17 protein-coding genes and 1 riboswitch are annotated in these 20,135 nt (G+C 70.7%); of the genes, 9 read left to right on the top strand and 8 right to left on the bottom strand.

What is annotated here, in order from left to right; translation table 11 throughout:
* Positions 1 to 202 precede the first annotated feature (202 nt).
* Positions 203 to 946, bottom strand: coding sequence for a TetR/AcrR family transcriptional regulator (locus ACFVX9_RS31210; protein ID WP_380377608.1), 744 nt, complete (start codon positions 944 to 946; stop codon positions 203 to 205).
* A gap of 140 nt (positions 947 to 1,086) precedes the next feature.
* Here ACFVX9_RS31210 and ACFVX9_RS31205 point away from each other — a divergent pair, with 140 nt between their 5' ends.
* Complete coding sequence (locus ACFVX9_RS31205; RefSeq protein WP_380336666.1) at positions 1,087 to 1,689, top strand: NADPH-dependent FMN reductase; 603 nt, start codon at positions 1,087 to 1,089, stop codon at positions 1,687 to 1,689.
* A 164-nt stretch (positions 1,690 to 1,853) separates the two neighbouring features.
* Here the strand turns inward: ACFVX9_RS31205 and ACFVX9_RS31200 are convergent, their stop codons facing one another.
* The 4 genes from ACFVX9_RS31200 to gcvT form a co-directional block, all read right to left on the bottom strand.
* Positions 1,854 to 3,221 (bottom strand): L-serine ammonia-lyase, encoded by a 1,368-nt coding sequence (locus tag ACFVX9_RS31200; RefSeq protein ID WP_380336663.1) that lies wholly within the window; start codon positions 3,219 to 3,221, stop codon positions 1,854 to 1,856.
* Between the two features lie 158 nt (positions 3,222 to 3,379).
* A complete protein-coding gene (gene glyA, locus ACFVX9_RS31195) occupies positions 3,380 to 4,648 on the bottom strand; it encodes a serine hydroxymethyltransferase (RefSeq protein WP_063347748.1) in 1,269 nt (422 codons plus the stop codon).
* 93 nt (positions 4,649 to 4,741) lie between these two features.
* A complete protein-coding gene (gene gcvH / locus ACFVX9_RS31190) occupies positions 4,742 to 5,116 on the bottom strand; it encodes a glycine cleavage system protein GcvH (RefSeq protein ID WP_063347747.1) in 375 nt (124 codons plus the stop codon).
* Positions 5,117 to 5,338: 222 nt separating this feature from the next.
* Positions 5,339 to 6,460: a glycine cleavage system aminomethyltransferase GcvT gene (gene gcvT / locus ACFVX9_RS31185; RefSeq protein ID WP_387984723.1), complete on the bottom strand. Its 1,122-nt coding sequence runs from the start codon at positions 6,458 to 6,460 to the stop codon at positions 5,339 to 5,341.
* 231 nt (positions 6,461 to 6,691) lie between these two features.
* Positions 6,692 to 6,797, bottom strand: a riboswitch (glycine riboswitch).
* 348 nt (positions 6,798 to 7,145) lie between these two features.
* On the opposite strand from gcvT, the gene ACFVX9_RS31180 reads away from it, so the two are divergent.
* From ACFVX9_RS31180 to ACFVX9_RS31150, 7 genes are all read left to right on the top strand, one after another.
* Positions 7,146 to 7,988, top strand: coding sequence for an enhanced serine sensitivity protein SseB C-terminal domain-containing protein (locus ACFVX9_RS31180; protein ID WP_387984717.1), 843 nt, complete (start codon positions 7,146 to 7,148; stop codon positions 7,986 to 7,988).
* Between the two features lie 117 nt (positions 7,989 to 8,105).
* Positions 8,106 to 9,029: an enhanced serine sensitivity protein SseB C-terminal domain-containing protein gene (locus ACFVX9_RS31175; protein WP_380377613.1), complete on the top strand. Its 924-nt coding sequence runs from the start codon at positions 8,106 to 8,108 to the stop codon at positions 9,027 to 9,029.
* Positions 9,030 to 9,471: 442 nt separating this feature from the next.
* Positions 9,472 to 10,461: an ABC transporter permease gene (locus tag ACFVX9_RS31170; protein WP_380377615.1), complete on the top strand. Its 990-nt coding sequence runs from the start codon at positions 9,472 to 9,474 to the stop codon at positions 10,459 to 10,461.
* Between the two features lie 51 nt (positions 10,462 to 10,512).
* Complete coding sequence (locus ACFVX9_RS31165; RefSeq protein WP_063347743.1) at positions 10,513 to 12,288, top strand: ABC transporter substrate-binding protein; 1,776 nt, start codon at positions 10,513 to 10,515, stop codon at positions 12,286 to 12,288.
* A 52-nt stretch (positions 12,289 to 12,340) separates the two neighbouring features.
* Positions 12,341 to 13,351, top strand: a complete 1,011-nt coding sequence (locus ACFVX9_RS31160; RefSeq protein WP_063347742.1) for an ABC transporter permease — start codon at positions 12,341 to 12,343, stop codon at positions 13,349 to 13,351.
* On the top strand, positions 13,348 to 14,418 hold the full coding sequence (locus ACFVX9_RS31155; RefSeq protein WP_380377617.1) for an ABC transporter ATP-binding protein: 1,071 nt from the start codon (positions 13,348 to 13,350) through the stop codon (positions 14,416 to 14,418). The genes ACFVX9_RS31160 and ACFVX9_RS31155 overlap by 4 nt, the downstream gene beginning before the upstream one ends.
* A gap of 34 nt (positions 14,419 to 14,452) precedes the next feature.
* Entirely contained in the window at positions 14,453 to 15,499 is a 1,047-nt protein-coding gene (locus ACFVX9_RS31150; protein WP_063347740.1) for an ABC transporter ATP-binding protein, read from the top strand.
* 145 nt (positions 15,500 to 15,644) lie between these two features.
* On the opposite strand, the gene ACFVX9_RS31145 is transcribed toward ACFVX9_RS31150, so the two are convergent.
* Positions 15,645 to 16,916, bottom strand: a complete 1,272-nt coding sequence (locus tag ACFVX9_RS31145) for an MFS transporter (protein ID WP_387984713.1) — start codon at positions 16,914 to 16,916, stop codon at positions 15,645 to 15,647.
* Positions 16,913 to 18,118 (bottom strand): cytochrome P450, encoded by a 1,206-nt coding sequence (locus ACFVX9_RS31140; RefSeq protein WP_387984711.1) that lies wholly within the window; start codon positions 18,116 to 18,118, stop codon positions 16,913 to 16,915. The genes ACFVX9_RS31145 and ACFVX9_RS31140 overlap by 4 nt, the downstream gene beginning before the upstream one ends.
* A gap of 601 nt (positions 18,119 to 18,719) precedes the next feature.
* On the opposite strand from ACFVX9_RS31140, the gene ACFVX9_RS31135 reads away from it, so the two are divergent.
* Positions 18,720 to 19,379, top strand: coding sequence for a trimeric intracellular cation channel family protein (locus ACFVX9_RS31135; RefSeq protein WP_063347738.1), 660 nt, complete (start codon positions 18,720 to 18,722; stop codon positions 19,377 to 19,379).
* Here the strand turns inward: ACFVX9_RS31135 and ACFVX9_RS31130 are convergent.
* A complete protein-coding gene (locus ACFVX9_RS31130) occupies positions 19,285 to 20,073 on the bottom strand; it encodes an IclR family transcriptional regulator (RefSeq protein ID WP_387984710.1) in 789 nt (262 codons plus the stop codon). The genes ACFVX9_RS31135 and ACFVX9_RS31130 overlap by 95 nt on opposite strands.
* Positions 20,074 to 20,135: the final 62 nt, after the last annotated feature.

The raw sequence follows: 20,135 nt of genomic DNA, 5'->3' as shown, positions 1-20,135 counted from the left end.
AACGCTCGACTGGGAAACCCCAGCCGAGCGCCTGCATAAACTGCTCGCGGCCTGATCAAACCGACCACGTGTTGCAACGACCCCTAGAAACCGCCAGGAAGTCGGCGGGGCCGACTTCCTGTGCAGGAGGTGGGTGGGGGAGCGCTGAAGAGGTAGACCGGGCTACATAATTTCCCCCACCCACCTGAGGGCCGGGTCGTGCTCAGATGCCGAGGTGGGTGGCGATGCCGGTGAGGACGCAGTCGAGGCCGGTTTCGAACTGCCAGGTGGGGTCGTCCTTGCGGGTGGCCTCGTGGAGGTAGCGCTGGTAGGTGGGGTAGCGGCCGGTGTCCATCAGGAAGGACATCCGGGGGGCGAGGCCGGCGCGGGTCTCGTCGCCGTCGGACCAGCCGTGCTCGCGCTGGAGGGTGCGCAGGGCGAGCTCGGCGGCGACGGACCCGTGGACGTAGCCGGTGACGGTGCGGAAGACCGCCATGGTGGTGTCGGCGTCCAGGCCGTGGTCGGCGAGGGCGGCGAAGGCGCGTTCGGGGATGGCGAGCTGGTTGGGGGTGAGGGGGACGGCGCCGGCGCGGACGATCCACGGGTGGGCCAGGTTCATGGCGCGCAGGTGGAGCGCCAGGGTGCGCATGGTGTCGCGCCAGCCGGTGGCGGGGGTGCCCCGGGGGAGTTCGCCGTAGACGAAGTCGACCATCAGGTCGATGAGTTCGTCCTTGCCGGAGACGTACCGGTAGGCGGCCATCGGGGCGACGCCGAGGGTGGTGGCGAGCCGGCGCATGGTGACGGCGTCGAGGCCTTCGGCGTCGGCGATCGCGATCGCGGCCTCGGCGATCCGCTGCGGGGTGAGGGTGGTGCGCGGCGCGGGGGCCGGGCGGGCGAGGCGCTCCCAGAGTGAGGCCTGGGGCTTGGTCTGGTCGTCGCCCCCGGCGGGGGCCTGCTGGGCGGGCATGACGGCGGGCTCCTTCCGGCTGGGGTCCTCTCACCGTACCACCGGAGTGTACGACGTATCGGAAGTGGACGGCGTACGCGCCGATGTGTACGTTGTATCCGGCAGATACGTTGTACACATCGTCCCGGAGGGGGATGTCCATGGCCAAGGACGTTTCGGAGAAGAGCCTGAAGGTCGCGGTCGTCGTCGGCAGCACCCGGAGCGGCCGGTTCGCGCCGGTCGTCGCCGACTGGCTGCTCGGCCACCTCGGCGCGCGCGGCGACATGACCGCAGACCTGATCGATCTGGTCGAGACCCCGCTGCCGACCACCTTCCCGTCCTTCGGTGGTGAACTGGAGCCGGGCGCCGCCGAGTTGCTCGCCGCCGTCACGCCCCGCCTGGAGGCCGCCGACGCCTTCGTGGTCGTCACGCCCGAGTACAACCACAGCTTCCCGGCCCCGCTGAAGAACGCCATCGACTGGCACAACAGCCAGTGGCACGGCAAGCCGGTCGGCTTCGTCTCCTACGGCGGCCTCTCCGGCGGTCTGCGCGCCGTCGAGCAACTGCGAGTGGTGCTGGCCGAGTTGAACGCCATGACGATTCGCAACACGGTCAGCTTCCACGGCGCCGCCCAGTGCTTCGGCGCCGACGGCCAGCCGCTCGACCCGGCCGCCGACGTCGCCGCCAAGACCATGCTCGACCAACTCGCCTGGTGGGCTGAGGCGTTGCGCGACGCCCGGCGAGTCCGCCCGTTCGCGGCCTGAGTGGCCTGAGTGGCCTGAGTGGCCTGAGCGGCCCGAGCGGGCGCGTCGGGTGGCGCCGGGAAGCGGGGCCGGGGTGGGGCCGGCGGTGGCCCCGCCGCCCAGGGCGCTCCGGAACGCCGAGAGCCCCCGGACGGGTCCGGGGGCTCAGGCGACAGCGGGTGTGATCAGCACTCGATGACGTTGACGGCGAGGCCGCCGCGCGAGGTCTCCTTGTACTTGATCTTCATGTCGGCGCCGGTCTCCTTCATCGTCTTGATCGCCTTGTCGAGCGAGACGTGGTGCCGGCCGTCGCCGCGCAGGGCCATCCGGGCGGCGGTGACGGCCTTGACGGAGGCCATGCCGTTGCGCTCGATGCAGGGGATCTGGACGAGCCCGCCGACCGGGTCGCAGGTGAGGCCGAGGTTGTGCTCGATGCCGATCTCGGCGGCGTTCTCGACCTGTTCGGGGGTGCCGCCGAGGACCTCGGCGAGGCCGCCGGCGGCCATCGAGCAGGCGGATCCGACCTCCCCCTGGCAGCCGACCTCGGCGCCGGAGATGGAGGCGTTCTCCTTGAAGAGCATGCCGATGGCGCCGGCCGCGAGGAGGAAGCGGACGATGCCGTCCTCGTCGGCGCCCGGGATGAAGTTCAGGTAGTAGTGCAGGACGGCGGGGATGATCCCGGCCGCGCCGTTGGTCGGAGCGGTGACCACCCGGCGGCCGGAGGCGTTCTCCTCGTTGACCGCCATCGCGTAGAGGGTCACCCACTCCATCGCGTTGGCCGGGCCGATGCCCTCGGCGCGCATCGCGCGGGCGGCCGCGGCGGCGCGGCGGCGGACCTTGAGGCCACCGGGCAGGATGCCCTCGCGGGACATGCCGGCCCGCACGCACTCCTGCATGACCTGCCAGATCTCCAGCAGCCCGGTCCGGATCTCCTCCTCGGAGCGCCAGGCCTTCTCGTTCTCCAGCATCAGGCCGGAGATCGACAGCCCGGTCTCCCGGGTGAGCCGCAGCAGCTCCTCGCCGGTGCGGAAGGGGTAGCGCAGCGAGGTGTCGTCGGGCTTGACCCGGTCCGCGCCGATGGCGTCCTCGTCGACGACGAAGCCGCCGCCGACCGAGTAGTAGGTCTTCTCCAGCAGCGTGGAGCCGTCCGCCGCGTACGCCCAGATGGTCATGCCGTTGGCGTGGTACGGCAGCGAGCGGCGGCGGTGCAGGACCAGCTGGGTGCCCGGGTCGAAGTCGATGGGGTGGGTGCCGAGGAGGTTGAGCCGCTTCTCGGTGGTGATCCGCTCGACGTCCTTGTCCGCCTGGTCGACGTCGACCGTGCGGGGGGAGTTGTCCTCCAGGCCGAGCAGGACGGCCTTCGGGGTGCCGTGGCCGTGGCCGGTGGCGCCCAGCGAGCCGTACAGCTCGGCGCGCACGCTCGCCACCTGGGCGAGCAGGTCCTCGGACCGCAGGCGTCGGGCGAACATCCGGGCGGCGCGCATCGGGCCGACGGTGTGGGAACTCGACGGGCCGATGCCGATGGAGAAGAGGTCGAAGACGCTGATGGCCACGGGGGACGTCCTTGTCTGGTCTCGTGGAAGGACTGGCGGGCGGGGGACGACACGGGTCGGGGCACCGCGCGCACTGTCCAGTGTGCGCGGTGCCCCGGGATCCCAGGTGCCGCGGCGGGGTGAGGCCGGTCACCCCGCCCGAACGATCACCGCAGTGATCAGAGGTTCGGGTAGAGCGGGTACTTCTCGGCCAGCGCGGTGACGCGGGCCTTGAGCGCGGTGGCGGCGTCCTCGTCGAAGGCGGGCTTGAGCGCCTCGGCGATGATGTCGGCGACCTCGCGGAAGTCCTCGGCCTGGAAGCCGCGGGTGGCGAGCGCGGGGGTGCCGATGCGCAGGCCGGAGGTGACCATCGGCGGCCGAGGGTCGTTCGGGACGGCGTTGCGGTTGACCGTGATGCCGACCTCGTGCAGGCGGTCCTCGGCCTGCTGGCCGTCGAGCTGGCTGTTGCGCAGGTCGACCAGGACCAGGTGCACGTCGGTGCCGCCGGACAGCACCGAGGCGCCGGCCTCGGCGACGTCGGCCTGGAGCAGGCGCTCGGCGAGGATCTTGGCGCCCTCCAGGGTGCGCTGCTGGCGCTCCTTGAACTCCTCGGACGCGGCGACCTTGAAGGCAACGGCCTTGCCGGCGATCACGTGCTCCAGCGGGCCGCCCTGCTGGCCGGGGAACACCGCGGAGTTGATCTTCTTGGCGTACTCGGCCTTGGACAGGATGACACCGCCGCGCGGGCCGCCCAGGGTCTTGTGGGTGGTGGTGGTGACCACGTCCGCGTACGGCACCGGGTTGGGGTGCAGGCCGGCGGCGACCAGGCCGGCGAAGTGCGCCATGTCCACCATCAGCAGCGCGCCGACCTCGTCGGCGACCCGGCGGAACGCGGCGAAGTCCAGCTGGCGCGGGTAGGCGGACCAGCCGGCGATGATCAGCTTCGGCTGGTGCTCCTTGGCCAGGCGCTCGACCTCGGCCATGTCGACCTGGCCGGTCTTCTCGTCCACGTGGTACGCGACCACGTTGTAGAGCTTGCCGGAGAAGTTGATCTTCATGCCGTGGGTCAGGTGACCGCCGTGGGCCAGGTTCAGGCCCAGGATGGTGTCGCCCGGCTTGATCAGCGCGAACATCGCGGCGGCGTTGGCCTGCGCGCCCGAGTGCGGCTGGACGTTGGCGTGCTCGGCGCCGAACAGGGCCTTGATGCGGTCGATCGCGATCTGCTCGACCACGTCGACGTGCTCGCAGCCGCCGTAGTAGCGGCGGCCGGGGTAGCCCTCGGCGTACTTGTTGGTGAGTACCGAGCCCTGGGCCTCCATGACCGCCACCGGGGCGAAGTTCTCGGAGGCGATCATCTCCAGGGTGGTCTGCTGGCGGTGCAGCTCGGCGTCGACCGCGGCGGCGATCTCCGGGTCGAGGGAGTGCAGGGACTGGTTCAGAACCGTCATGGTGTGGTCTTCCCGGGAGGAGAGAGACGGGAGCGGAGAGGGGGGAGCCTGGCAGGGCGGCCGCCGCGCTGCGGCCGCCCCGTCACGAGCGGGTCAGCCGCCGATGAAGGCGGTGTACTCGTCCGCGCTGAGCAGCTCGTCGGTGGACTCCACCTGGACCTTGAACAGCCAGCCGCCCTCGAACGGGGCGCTGTTGACCAGGCTGTTGTCGTCCAGGACGTCCTGGTTGATCTCGACGATCTTCCCGGTCACCGGGGAGAACAGGTCGCTGACCGACTTGGTCGACTCCAGCTCGCCACAGGACTCGCCCGCGGTCACGTCGGCGCCGACCTCGGGCAGCTGCACGTAGACGATGTCACCGAGCGCGTCGGCCGCGTGGGCGGTGATGCCGACCGTGGAGACACCGCCCTCGATGGCGGTCAGCCACTCGTGCTCCTTGGTGTACTGCAGGTGCTGGGGGTTGCTCATGGCGTCATTCTCCAGGATGGGAAGCGGGTACGACGAAGCGGGCCGCCGCACGGACGGCTTCGACGCGGATCAGGCGTGGTTCAGGCATGGTTCAGGCATGGGATCGGACCTGGGTCGGACCTGGGTCGGACCTGGATCAGGCGTGGCTCAAGCCTGGGTCGGGCGTGGTTCAGGCCCGGGTCTACGGGGAAGGCGGGGCCTCGGCGAGCGAGGCCCCCGGCCTCAGCGGGCGCGCTTGTAGAACGGCAGCGCCACGACCTCGACCGGCTCGTGCTTGCCGCGCACGTCCACCGCGACGGCGGTGCCGGGGGCGGCGTGGGCCGCGTCCACGTAGGCGATCGCGATCGGCCGGCCCAGGGTCGGCGACGGGGCGCCCGAGGTGATCCGGCCGATCGGGGCGCCGTCGGCGGAGACCACGGTGTACTCGGCGCGCGGGACGCGCTTGCCCTCGGAGACCAGGCCGACCAGCACCCGCGGCGGGTTGGCCTCGGCCTCGGCGGCGGCCTTCTCCAGCGCCTTGCGGCCGACGAAGGTGCCCTCGTTGGTGGTCTTGTCGAAGCGCACGACCCGGCCCAGGCCCGCGTCGAACGGGGTCAGGTCGGTGGAGAGCTCGTGCCCGTACAGCGGCATGCCGGCCTCCAGGCGCAGCGTGTCGCGGCAGGACAGGCCGCACGGGACCAGGCCGCGGCCCTCGCCGGCGGTGGTCAGCGCCTGCCAGACGCCCTCGGCGTCGCCCGGGTTGCAGAAGATCTCGAAGCCGTCCTCGCCGGTGTAGCCGGTCCGGGCGAGCAGCACGTCGCGGCCGGCGACCTGGGCCGGGAGGATCGCGTAGTACTTCAGGCCGGGCAGGTCGGCGTCGGTGGTCCCGGCCAGGATCGCGGTGGCCTCCGGGCCCTGGACGGCGATCAGCGCGTAGGTGTCGCGGTCGTCCGTGACGACGGCGTCGAAGCCCTTGGCGCGGGCGATCAGCTCGTCCAGCACCAGCTGGGCGTTGGAGGCGTTGGCGACGACCAGGAAGGCGTCCTCGCGCAGGCGGTAGACGATCAGGTCGTCCAGGATGCCGCCGTCCTCGGCGCAGATCATGGTGTAGCGGGCGCGCAGCACGCCCAGCGCGGAGACGAAGCCGACCAGCGCGTGGTCCAGCATCTCGCCGGCCTGCGGGCCGGTGACGGTGATCTCGCCCATGTGGGAGAGGTCGAACAGCCCGGCCCGGGTGCGGACGGCGAGGTGTTCCTCGCGCTCGCTGCCGTAGCGCAGCGGCATGTCCCAGCCGGCGAAGTCGGTCATGGTCGCGCCGAGGGCGCGGTGCAGCGCGTCGAGCGCGGTGAGGCGGAGGGACGACATGGCCTGGAACTCCTCGGTCTGGGCACTCATGGGTGCACGCGCCGGAACCGGACCCGCTGGGGGGCCGACCCTGCGCGCGGGCATGCGGCGGCGTGGGTCTCCCCATCTGTCGTCGAACCTGAGAGCTTCACCGCCCACCTGCCCGCAGCTGTTTCCAGCATCCAGGACAGCATGGTGGCTTGCACCGTGGGTGGGCGCGCGACAGGGCCGTGCGCCACTTTCCAGATGTGCCTAACCCGTGCGGTAGGGGGGCCTGAGAGATTCCGGGGAGGAGTTGCTCCTTCGGCGCCGGCTGTGCCGCCTGACGGGGCACTCCGGGCTCTCCCGCGCGGGTTCGAGCGGCCGGTATGGAGTTGTCGGTCCGCCGGCGCGCCGCGCCGTCGAACGCGCACATCATGGCACGTCCGCGCCGACGACGGGAGAGGGGACCCGGTCACACCCCGCCACCTCGGGCACAGCCCGGGGGCGTGCCTTGTGGACCGGGCCGGGTCCGCGGCGTCAGGGCACGCGCCTCGCGGCGTTGTCGTCGGTCGCCGATACTCCGCATGGACTCCCTCCTCCGCCTTGCGATGCACGCACCCTGACGCCGCGGTCCGGTCCGACCTGGTCCACAAGGCACGCCCTAGACTGCTGCGCGTCGGCGCAGCAGAGGGCGGCCGACCGGCAGAGGGCGGATCAGGCGCGCATGGGGTACCCGGTGGAGCAGCAGCAGGGGTGGGGCGGGCCGGAGTCGGCGCCGCCGGGCGGCGGGTGGCCGGCCAACGAGCTGGAGCAGGTGCTGACCGCCGCGCTGGGCGACCCGGGTGCGACGCCGCGGGTGATCGAGGTGCTGGCCCGCAGCCAGGTGTGGATCCCGCTGCCGGCCGGCGGCGACCCGCAGGGGCCCGCGCTGGACCTGCCGACCATCGAGCTGGCCGGCGAGCCGTACGTACCGGTGTTCTCCTCGCAGGAGGTGTTCCTGCGGCAGGCGCCGGGGATGGCCTTCGCGGTGGCGCCGGTCTGGGAGTTCGCCCGCGGGCTGCCGCTGGGCGTGGGCATCGCGGTCAACCCGGAGGCGGCGGTGGGCATCCCGGTGCCGCCGCAGGGTGTGGCGGAGCTGCGGCGCGGCCCGCGCGAGGAGCGCCTGGCCGACCAGGAGCAGGGCCGGAACCAGGAGCAGAACCAGAGTCAGGGCCAGGGGCCGGAGGCGCCGACCGGTGGCCGGGTGGCGCTGCGCGAGCCGGTGCCGGGGGAGGATCCGGAGCACTTCCTGGCCGCCTGCCGGGCCGAACTGTCCGCCCTGCCCGGAGTGTTGTCCGCGCGGCGGGCGCTCGCCAGCATCGAGGGCGAGCCGACCGTGATGTTCGTGGGCGTCCAGCTGGACCAGGCGGCCCCGGCCGACCCGGGCGCGGTGAACGAGGCGCTCGGCCGCGCGTTGGGAACCGCGCCGCTGCCGGGGGGCGTCCACCTCGTACTGCTCGATCTCGCCGATGACCCGGTGGTCGAGTGGCTGCTCACCCGGGTACTCCCTTTCTACGCGCGGGGTTGAGCGGGGTTCGTATCGGAGGCACGTCGCCGTGGCGGTGGCCGGTGCCGCGCCATAGGGTGCGTGCAGACGGCCGACGGGTCGGCAGGCTTGAGGAAAGAGGCGCGGCGAGGTGGGCGCATGAGTGCGGGAGCGGTAGCGGGCGGTGCACCGGGGCCCTGGGGCCAGGCGCCCGCCGGGCGCCCCGGAGCGGATCCGGGCGCGCTGGAGCGCACCCTGCGCGAGGTCGCGCCGGAGCGCTACGAGGCGTACGAGCAACTGCTGCACGCACTGGCCGACGGCCAGGTCTGGATGCTGCTGTGGCACGGCACGCCGGGCAGCGCGGACGCCCAGTACGGGAACATGGAGATCAGCGGCCACGGCTACGCGCCGGCCGTCACCTCGTCCGAGCAGCTGGCGTCGTCCGGCTGGGCGCGGGCCCACGAGGTCATCTCCGGGCGGGAGATCGCCGCTTCGCTGTACCGGACCCGCTGGGGGCTGTGGCTCAACCCGCACGCGCCCGGCGGCGGGGTCGGGGTGCCCTGGGCGGACCTGCGGCGGATCGCCGCGGGCCTGGAGCGGCTGCCGGCCGGGCCGTTGAAGCTGAGCGAGCCGCAGCTGAACGCCCAGCCGTTCTTCGCGCTGCTGGAGCGGCAGGCCGGTGAGGTGCGCGCGGTGCGGGCGCTGCGCCGGGCCTGGGTGCAGCCGGCCGTGGGGGAGCCGTACCTGGCGATCGGACTGGAGCTGTACGAGAGTTCGCCGCCGGCGGTGGAGGCGGTGCGGGCGCTGATGCAGCGGGCGATCGCGGTGGCCCCGGAGGGGCTGGCGGTGTCCACGGTGGCGATGGCGGACGAGTACGACCCGGTGGCGCTGTGGATGCGGGCGCACGCGCGCCCGTTCTTCGACCGGGAGGCGGGACGGCCGCCGACCGGCCCGTACCCGCCGGTGCCGCCTCCGCCGTACCCCGCGCAGCAGGGGCCGGGTTACGGCTACGGCACGCAGCAGCCCGCGCAGGGCTGGACCGGGCAGCCGCAGCAGCCGTGGCCCGGATACCAGGGGCGCTGACAACCAAAACCTTTCTCCAGAAGCCGACTTGATCTTGCATCAGGTCGGCTTCGGTGCTTTCCGGGCGAACTTCCGGCCGGTACCGTCGATCACCTTGACATGCCTGTTGCAGCCGTGTGAAGAGGGATATGCCGAAGGCGTAGGAGGTGCATGCGCACAGATCACAGTTGGGCATCTGTCGGTTGTCAGGGCTGGCGCAAGCGAGTTCGGATGGCAGAGAGTTCTGCGCAACGCACCGCGCGTACTGGGAACCCCACGAAGGTGAACGCGCACGCCGACCGCCAGAACCACGCGAAGCCCATCCCGCGTTGGGGCAGTACCCGTGCACGACGTACTGCCGCGAACACCCGTTCCAAGCACCTCCGCACGTCCGCAGCCGTACCGCCGAACCGGTGACCGGCGCCCGTGGGCCGGCCACCGTCGGCGAGGGGACCAACTGACCATGACCGCACCCATCACAACCACCGGGAACGAACCGGAGGCACCCGCCCCCGCGAGCCCGGCCAAGAAGATCGAGGGCCGCTCCCTCGGCCAGATCGCCTGGACCCGCTTCAAGCGCGACAAACTCGCCGTCGCCGGCGGCGTCGTGGTGATCCTGCTGATCCTGCTGGCCGTACTGGCCAAGCCCATCGAGGCCCTGTTCGGCCTCGACCCGGACGCCCTGAACCAGGACCTGCTCGACGCCAACCTGGGCGGCATCCCGCTCGGTGACTGGGGCGGGATGAGCTGGGACCACCCGCTCGGCGTCGACCCGCTCCAGGGCCGTGACCTGCTCTCCCGCGTGATCGAGGGCTCCTGGGTCTCGCTGCTGGTCGCCTTCGGTGCGACCCTGCTGTCGAACACGATCGGCACCGTGCTCGGCGTCATGGCCGGCTACTACGGCGGCTGGGTGGACACCGTGATCAGCCGCATCATGGACGTCTTCCTCGCCTTCCCGCTGCTGCTCTTCGCCATCGCGATCTCGACCTCGCTGCAGGGCGGCGCGTTCGGCCTGCACGGCCTCCCGCTGCACATCTTGGTGCTGATCTTCGTGATCGGCTTCTTCAACTGGCCCTACATGGGCCGGATCGTGCGCGGACAGACGCTGTCGCTGCGCGAGCGGGAGTTCGTCCACGCGGCCCGCAGCCTGGGCGCCCGAGGCCCGTTCATCCTGTTCAAGGAACTGCTGCCGAACCTGGTCGGTCCGATCCTGGTCTACTCGACCCTGCTGATCCCGACCAACATCCTCTTCGAGGCCGGCCTCAGCTTCCTCGGCGTCGGCATCCAGCCGCCGCAGGCCTCCTGGGGCGGGATCCTCCAGGACGCGATCAAGTACTACCAGGTGGACCCCCAGTACATGGTGGTCCCCGGTCTGGCGATCTTCCTCACCGTGCTCGCCTTCAACCTGCTCGGCGACGGGCTGCGTGACGCCCTCGATCCCAAGAGCAACTGACGTAACGTCAGGCCCTCCCTCCTTCCCATCCTCAAGGGGTTGATCTCACCCATGCGCAGGTCCCGTACCGTCGCCCTGACCGCGGCGGCAGCCGCCGCGGTCCTGATCGTGACCGGCTGCACCTCCGGCAGCAAGGGCTCCGGCTCGTCCTCCTCCGCCAGCGGCAGCAGCGCCGGTGGCGGCGGTGCCGACGCCGCCACCAAGGGCATCGTCAACGCCTCGGACAAGAAGGGCGGGACGGTCACCTACGAGATGAAGGGCTCCCCGGACTCCTTCGACCCGGGCAACACGTACTACGCCTACATCTACAACTTCTCGCGCCTGTACGGGCGTCCGCTGACCACCTTCGCCCCGGGCGCCGGCACGGACGGCGAGAAGCTGGTCCCGGACCTCGCCGAGAGCCTGGGCAAGGCCAGCGCGGACGGCCTGACCTGGACGTACAAGCTGCGCGCGGGCCTGAAGTTCGACGACGGCACCGCGATCACCTCGAAGGACGTCAAGTACGCCGTCGAGCGCTCCAACTTCGCGCGGGACGTCAACTCCAACGGCCCGACGTACTTCCAGGAGCTGCTGGTCGACAACGAGACGCCGTACCAGGGCCCGTACAAGGACAAGACCGGTGGCCTGAACTCGATCGAGACGCCGGACGACCTGACCATCGTCTTCCACCTGAAGCAGCCGTTCGCGGACTTCGACTACCTGGTCGGCTCCCCGCAGACCGTCCCGGTCCCGCAGGCCAAGGACGACGGCGCCGGCTACGTGAAGCACGTGGTCGCCTCCGGTGCCTACAAGTTCGAGTCCTACGAGGACGGCAAGCAGCTCACCCTGGTGCCGAACACCAACTGGGACCCGAGCACCGACCCGATCCGCAAGCAGCTCGCGGACAAGATCGTGGTCCGGATGGGCATGGAGCAGTCCACCATCGACAAGGACCTGATCGCCGGCAACGCCCAGGTGGACCTGGTCGGCAGCGGCGTCGACCCGCAGACCCAGGCGCAGATCCTGCAGAACCAGAAGCTCAAGGCGAACACCGACAACGCCTACGGCGGCCGCCTGGCGTACGTCGCGATCAACACCAAGGTCGCGCCGTTCGACAACCTGGAGTGCCGCAAGGCCGTCCAGTACGCGATCGACAAGGTCTCCGTGCAGACCACGCTCGGCGGCCCGATCCGCGGCCAGGTCGCCAACACGGTGATCCCGCCGGACGTCCCGGGCCACCAGGACTTCAACACCTGGGCGACCAACGGCAACAAGGGTGACGAGGCCAAGGCCAAGGACGCCCTCAAGGCCTGCGGCAAGGCCGACGGCTTCAGCACGGTGATCACCGCCCGTACCGAGCGCGACCCGGAGATCCAGGCCGCGACCGCGATCCAGGCCGCGCTGAAGAAGATCAACATCAACGTCGAGATCCAGAAGTACGCGCAGGGCAAGTACTTCTCGGACGCCGCCGGTGTCCCGCAGTTCACCCAGGACCACAACATCGGTCTGATGATGATGCAGTGGAGCGCCGACTGGCCGACCGGCTACGGCTTCCTGCAGCAGATCTCCGACGGCCGCGCCATCAAGGCCTCCGGCAACAGCAACCTGGCCCAGCTGAACGACCCCGAGGTCAACAAGCTGCTCGACGACGCCATCACCAACACCGACCAGTCGGCGCGCGAGAAGATCTACGGCCAGATCGACAAGAAGATCATGGACCAGGCGGTCTACGTCCCGCTGACCTACTTCAAGGTCTTCCTGTACCGCCCGGACAGCGCCACCAACCTGGTGTCCACCTCGGGCTTCTCGGGTGAGTACGACTACCTGAACATCGGCACCACCAAGTAAAGAGCCTGGCTCCGCATCCCTGAAGGCAGGTGAAGGCAGCGGCCGCCCAACTGTGTTTGCCTACATCATCCGCAGGATCTTCGCGGCCGTCGTACTGCTGCTGGTGGTCAGCGCGGTCACCTTCGCGATCTTCTTCCTGCTCCCGCGCATCGCCGGCGAGACCGCCGACCAGCTGGCCACGCAGTACGTCGGGAAGAACCCCTCCCCCGAGGCGATCGCCGCGGTCAAGAAGAACCTCGGGTTCGACCAGCCGCTGTACACCCAGTACTGGCACTTCCTCAAGGCCCTGGTCAGCGGCGCCGAGTACAAGTTCGGCCCGGACCCGGTCACCTGCCACGTACCGTGCTTCGGCTACTCCTTCAAGAACCACCTGGAGGTCTGGCCCGAGCTGATCAAGCGCGTCCCGATCACCCTCTCGCTCGCCGTCGGCGCGGCCGTGCTCTGGCTGGTCTCGGGCGTCGCCACCGGCGTCGTCTCCGCGCTCAAGCCGCGCTCGGTCTTCGACCGGATCGCCATGGGCATCTCCCTCGCCGGCGTCTCGCTGCCGGTCTTCTTCACCGGCGCGCTGCTGCTCACGCTGTTCAGCTACGAGTGGCCGATCCTGGACAACCTCCAGTACGTCGACTTCGCCGACGACCCGCTGATGTGGGCCCGCAACCTGATCCTCCCGTGGATCTCGCTGGCCTTCCTCTACTCCGCGCTCTACGCCCGGCTCACCCGCGCCGGAATGCTGGAGACCATGAGCGAGGACTACATCCGCACCGCCCGGGCCAAGGGCCTGGTCGAGCGCAAGGTCGTCGCCCGGCACGGACTGCGCGCCGCGCTGACACCCGTCATCACCATCTTCGGCATGGACCTCGGACTGCTCCTCGGCGGCGCCCTCATCACCGAGCAGGTCTTCTCGCTCCAGGGCGTCGGCGCCTTCGCCGTCCAGGCGATCGCCGACAACGACCTGCCCAAGATCCTCGGCGTCACCCTGCTCGCCGCCTTCTTCATCGTCGCCTGCAACCTCGTGGTCGACCTCCTGTACGCACTCGTCGACCCCCGGGTGAGGCTCTCGTGACCGAGCTCCAGAAGACCGAGGCGGTCGCCGCCCAGGCCCCGTCCGGCGACCCCTTCCTCTCCGTCCGCGACCTGCGGATCCACTTCGACACCGACGACGGCCTGGTCCGCTCGGTGGACGGGGTCAGCTTCGACCTGCACAAGGGCCGCACCCTCGGCATCGTCGGCGAGTCCGGCTCCGGCAAGTCCGTCACCTCGCTCGGCATCATGGGCCTGCACCGCACCAAGCGGGCCCGGATCACCGGCGAGATCCGGCTGGACGGCGAGGACCTGATCGCGGCCGGCCCCGAACGGGTGCGCCAACTGCGCGGCCGCGAGATGGCGATGATCTTCCAGGACCCGCTGACCGCGATGCACCCCTACTACACCGTCGGCGCGCAGATCGTCGAGGCGTACCGGGTGCACCACCCCCAGGCGTCCAAGAAGCAGGCCCGGGCCCGCGCGGTCGAGATGCTCGACCGGGTCGGCATCCCGCAGCCCGACCGCCGGGTGGACGACTACCCGCACCAGTTCTCCGGCGGCATGCGCCAGCGCGCCATGATCGCCATGGCGCTGGTCAACGACCCCTCGCTGCTGATTGCCGACGAGCCCACCACCGCCCTGGACGTCACCGTCCAGGCGCAGATCCTGGACCTCATCCGCGACCTCCAGGGCGAGTTCGGCTCGGCCGTCATCATCATCACCCACGACCTCGGGGTGGTCGCCGAACTGGCCGACGACATCCTGGTCATGTACGGCGGCAAGTGCATCGAGCGCGGCCCCGCCGAGACCCTCTTCGACGCGCCCGAACACCCCTACACCTGGGGCCTGCTGGGCTCCATGCCGCGCCTGGACCGCGAGCTCCAGGACCGCCTCGTCCCGGTCAAGGGCACCCCGCCCAGCCTGATCAACGTGCCGTCCGGCTGCGCCTTCCACCCGCGCTGCCCGTACGCCGACCGGACCGGCGGGCGCTCCACGAGCGAGCTCCCGGTGCTGGCCGAAGCCTCGCCCGGCCACTACGCGGCCTGCCACCTCCCGGCCGCCGAACGGCACCGCATCTTCGCCGAAGAGATCGCGCCCCGGCTGTGAGCCCGGCCTCGTACCACCTTTCTGGAGAGAACCGATGACGGACACTCAGGCAGCAACGGCCCCCGCGCCCGCGCCGGCCCCCGACCGCGAGCCGCTGCTCCGGGTGACCGGCCTGACCCGGCACTTCCCGATCCGCGGCGGACTGCTGCGCCGCCAGACCGGCGCGGTGCGGGCCGTCGACGGCATCGACTTCACCGTCAACGCCGGTGAGACGCTCGGGGTCGTCGGCGAGTCCGGCTGCGGCAAGTCGACGATGGGCCGACTGGTCACCCGGCTCGACGAACCGACCGGCGGGAAGGTCGAGTTCGAGGGCACCGACATCACCCACCTGGGCGTCGGCGCGATGCGGCCGCTGCGCCGCGACATCCAGATGATCTTCCAGGACCCGTACTCCTCGCTCAACCCGCGGCACACCGTCGGCACCATCGTCGGCGCGCCGTTCCGGTTGCAGAAGGTGGAGCCCGAGGGCGGCACCAAGAAGGCCGTCCAGGAACTGCTGGAACTGTGCGGGCTCAGCCCCGAGCACTACAACCGCTACCCGCACGAGTTCTCCGGCGGCCAGCGCCAGCGCATCGGCATCGCCCGGGCGCTCGCCCTCCGGCCGAAGATGATCATCGCGGACGAGCCGGTCTCCGCCCTGGACGTCTCCATCCAGGCCCAGGTGGTCAACCTGCTGGACGACCTCCAGCGCGAACTCGGCCTGACCTACCTGATCATCGCGCACGACCTCTCGGTGGTCCGGCACGTCTCGGACCGGGTCGCGGTGATGTACCTCGGCAAGATCGTCGAGATCGCCGACCGCGACTCCCTCTACGCGAGCCCGCTGCACCCGTACACCAACGCGCTGATGTCCGCGGTGCCGGTGCCCGACCCGCGCCGGCGCCAGCGGGCCGGCCGCGAGCGGATCCTGCTCAAGGGCGACGTCCCCTCGCCGATCAACCCGCCCAGCGGCTGCCGCTTCCGCACCCGCTGCTGGAAGGCCCAGGACGTCTGCGCCAGCCAGGAGCCGCCGCTGGCCGCGCTGAAGACCGGGCACGAGGTGGCGTGCCACTTCCCCGAGCTGGGCGAGGGGAACGGCTAGGGCGTGTTTCAGGACGCGCTGGTACTGGCCGGCGCCGCGTTCCTCACAGCGAAGCGATGCGCCGCACCGAACGGCCTCTCGGTCGTTCGGTGCGGCGCATCGTGGTGTCAGGGCTTACAACCCGGCTGGGGCGGTGCAGTGTTGATTATGTGTCAGAAACTGGGCCCTTGCCGGCGGGCAGCCGGGTCGCCGCGGGCATCGCGAGCCCGGCCGCGAGGAAGACGGCCGCCAGCGCCACCCACCCGTACTGACCGGCCCCGACGACCGCGACCAGGGCGACGGGCGCGGCCACGTTGGCGGCTCCACGGCCGATGGCCAGGACGCCCTGGTACTGGCCGGTGGCGTGCTCGGGCGCGAGCTGGAAGCTGAGCCCCCATTCGCCGGAGACCTGGTACATCTCGCCCCACGTGTGGGCGATCATCCCCAGGCCGAGGACGGCGGTCGCGACCAGGGTGTTCCCCCAGCCGGCGGCGCCGTACAGCAGGCAGGCGCAGCCGAGGAAGAATCCGCCGAGGCGGGAGATCCGCCCCCACAGGCCCGGGGTGGTGTCGTTGCCCTTGGAGCTCACCTGGACCTGGAAGACCACCACCAGGATCGTGTTCAGGACGATCAGGGCGCTGAACAGCCAGGCGGGCGCCTTGGTGTGGGTGACCAGCCACAGCGGAATGGCGATCTCCATGAGGGCGCCGTTCAGCGACAGCACGGCGTTCAGCCCGGTGAACCGCAGGTACCGGAGGTCCTTGAGCGCTGCCCCCAGGGGCTGCTTCTCGCTGTGCGCGGGAGGCGGATGCCGCACGGGCATCCGGTTCAGCACGAGGGCCGACCCCGCGTAGGCCAGCGCCGCGACGACCACCATCGCCTCGTACGCGGCCCGGGTGTCCAGGTACAGGGCCAGGCCGGCGGCTCCCGCACCGAGTGAGATCCCGATGTTGCTCACGACCTGCTGGTGTGCGCGTGCGGTCACCCGCTCCTCGGCCGAGGCGATCAGGGAGACCAGGGCGGGCAGGACCGTGCGGCAGCCCCGCTGCACGACGCCCACCGCGCATGCCGTGACGGCGAACGGCCAGAAGGAGCCGACGACCAGGTAGCACAGCACCGCCGGCCCCGCGGCGACGGTGAGGACGAGCAGGACCCGCCGCGGCCCGATGCGGTCGGAGAGGTGTCCGATCGGCAGGGCCGCCAGCAGGCCGGCCAGGCTGGCAACCGTGAGCCCGATGCCCACGTCCACCATCCGCAGACCCACCACCCGGGTGAAGAACAGCACGCTGACGGTGGCGAACAGCCCGTCCCCGAGGGTGGTCAGGAACGTGGACAGCGTCAGTCCGCGCACCGGCCCGGCCGGCGGGACCGCCCTGGCGAGGGCCAGCCGGGCAGCGCTCGTCCGGGTCGGGCGAGCCGTCGTATCCGTTTTCGTCACGTGGCGGCAGCCGCCTGGAAGGTGACCGGCAGCGTCGCCAGGTAGCGCATGGTCGCGGTGCGCTGGCGCAGCGGCTCCCCGGCCATCCGCAGGCGTGTGGGGCGCCGCAGAATGGCCTTGATCAGCGCCTGCAGCGTGACCTGGGTGAACAGGTTCCCGACGCAGGTGTGCGGGCCCCGGCCGAATGCCATGTGCTGATTCGGTGTCCGGTCCAGAATGATTTCGTCGGGGCTGGTGAATTTTTCGGGATCGCGGTTTGCGGCGCCGAAAAGCACCACGACGACGTCTCCGCGCTTGAGCTGGACGGATCCGATGGTGACGGGCTCGGTGACGATGCGGCTGGTTCCCTGAACCGAGGCGTCATAGCGCATGAGTTCGTCGAAACCGCTCGACAGCAGTGCCGGGTCGCGCATCGCCTCGAATTTGTCGGGGTTCTCCAGCAGGGCCAGCATGGCATTTCCGGCACCGGCGACGATCGAGCTGTAGCCGGACTGGAAGACGACCCGCACCGTGTTCCGGACAAAGGCGTCGGCGACATCCACCTCGGCGCGGTTGCCGGCGACATGGGCCAGCAGTCCGGGGCGCGGATTGGTGGTGAACCAGGACTCGACCATTTCGCTCAGTCGGCCGCGCGCCTCGATGCCGAGTTTCCTGAGTTCCGCACCGGTCTCGATTCCGTCCCCGGCGGTCTCGGGCGCCAATCCGGCGTCCATGCTCCGCACGATGGCATCCGATATCGCGGCGAAGGTCCTGACGTCCGGCTGCTCGATGCCCATGAGCTCCGAGATGGTCGCCAGGGCGAGCGGTTCGACGACCTCCGACATGAGGTCGAACTCCGCCCTGCCCTCCAGTCCGTCGAGCAGCGACCCGACGAGAGCCTCGCCCTGCTCGCCGACGGCCTCCAGGTCCTGGGCGCGCAGGGCGTTCATGAAGAGGCTGCGGAGCGGGCCGTGGTCCGGCGGGTCGAGGGTCTGCAGGCTCAGCCACGGTTCGGAGACCGACTCGCCGGCCCGCCGCCAGTCCGTCGCGAACACCGCGGGGTCCTGCAGGACCATCTGGCAGTCGCGGTACCGGGTCAGCACCCAGCTCTGCATCTTCTCGTGCCAGTGCACGGGCTCCGACGCGCGCAGCTCCGCGTAGACCGCATAGGGATCGGCGAGAGTCGAGCTGTCGAGGGGGTCATAGCGGACCGGGAGTTTCATGGACAATTCCTAGGATTCTTGAACGGCCTATGAGGCCCATGTTCTCGCTGGGCCAAGAGCGTGCGCCGGACCCGGACGTATCCGGGTCCGGCGCCAATTCTCGCCGACGATACCGGGCTCTGCCGCGGTTCGGGCAATATAATTAGTCGTTGTAACGCATGGAAATTCACCTACCCGAGCTGAATCGCCCGGCCATTGGCGCGGACTGTCGACGTTCGGACATCGGGGATGCCGGTGCAATCGGCATCAGGGATTTCAGTCGTTGTAGCGCACGGGAGTCTCCTCTCCGGTTGTTCATGTTCGAAGCCCTGGTGCTTCTCTCGATGGAAATGAAACTACCACCGCCATTCGGGTCCGTCCATGAGTTAATTCCGGGATCAATTTCCCAAACCAGCCAACCCGGGCAAAGCGTGCATCGAATTCGGGAGGGAAATGCGAATTGTATTCCCCATACCGTACGACCTGCATTATTTCGCGAATATGTCGAAATTTGGTGTTCACGTCAACTCTGCGCAGAGTGTCCGGACCGGTGGTGGTTGTCGCCCGGGCCCGCGGCCGTACGCGGAGGGGGGGAGGGGTCCGTACGGGTCATAGTTGTTCGGTGACCTCGCAGATCTTCCCCTCCGACGTGCAGCAGTCGCTGGACCTCGTCGGCATCTTCGTCTTCGCCCTCTCCGGAGGGCTGCTCGCCGTCCGCAAGAACATGGACATCTTCGGCATCGCGGTGCTGGCCGAGGTCACCGCGCTCGGCGGCGGTGTGATCCGGGACCTGGTGATCGGGGCGACGCCCGTCGCGGCGTTCAGCAACCTCGGGTACTTCATCACCCCGCTGGTCGCCGCGCTGGTGGTGTTCTTCCTGCACCCCGAGGTCGAGCGGATCAACCGGGCGGTGCAGACCCTGGACGCCCTCGGCCTCGGCCTGTTCTGCGTCACCGGCACCGCCAAGGCGCACGACTACGGGCTCGGCGCGGTGTCGGCCGTCGCCCTCGGCATGGTCACCGCGGCCGGCGGCGGGGTGATCCGCGACGTGCTGGCCGGCGAGATCCCCTCGCTGCTGCGCTGGGACCGGGAGATCTACGCCGTCCCGGCCCTGGTCGGCGCCGCCCTGGTGGCGGTGCTGATCGGCGTCGACCGGCTGACCGGCGCCACCGGCACCGCCGCCGCGCTCACCGCCTTCGGGCTGCGGATGCTCGCGCTGAAGTACGGCTGGCGCGCCCCGCGGGCCTGGCGCCGCAACGGTTCTCGCACCAGCGAGGAGTAGGCGAGCCGCCGTACGCGAGCGAGATCGCCTCCGCCGTGCAGAGCAGTTCCGGCACCATCCGGGCGAGTTCGGCCGGCGGCACCTGGCTCGCCGGGGCGCTCAGCGCGCAGGCCGCGACCGTCCGGCCGCCGCTGCCCGCCACCGGCGCGGCCACGCACGTCACCGGCTCCCGGTGCTCGGCCGACTCCACCGCCCAGCCCCGCAGCCGCACCGCCGCCAGTTCGGCCGGCAACTCCCCGTCGGGGGTGCCGTCCTCGGGCAGCCCGGCCAGCAGCACCCGGCCGATCGCCGTCCCGCCGGCCGGCGCCCGCCGCCCGATCCGGGACGCCCGGGCGGCGCCCGGCCCGGCCCAGCTGCCGGCCACCTCGTCCAGGTACAGCACCTCGCCGTCCTGGAGCACGGCCAGCTGGACGGTGTAGCCGCAGCGCGCGTTGAGCGCCGCCAGGTACGGCGCGGCGACCTGCCGGACGTCGATCTCCTCCAGCGCCCGGTGGGCCAGGGAGAGCACCCGGCCGCCGAGGCGGTAGCGCAGATCGGGCTGGCGCTGCGCGAAGCCGTGCTCCTCCAGGGTGCGCAGCAGCCGCAGCGCGGTGGACTTGTGCACCCCGATGCTGGTCGCGGCCTGCTCCAGGGTGACCGGCCCGTCGCCGAGCGACCCGAGCAGGGTCAGGGCGCGGTCGACCGACTGCGACATGGCGCACCGCTCCTGTCCACGCCGATGGGAAGTGAGAGTGGGACGTGATCCCGGGCCGTGCC

This window comes from Kitasatospora sp. NPDC058243 (assembly GCF_042882025.1).
Lineage (GTDB): Bacteria > Actinomycetota > Actinomycetes > Streptomycetales > Streptomycetaceae > Kitasatospora.
This window is presented reverse-complemented; position numbering and strand designations above follow the sequence as displayed.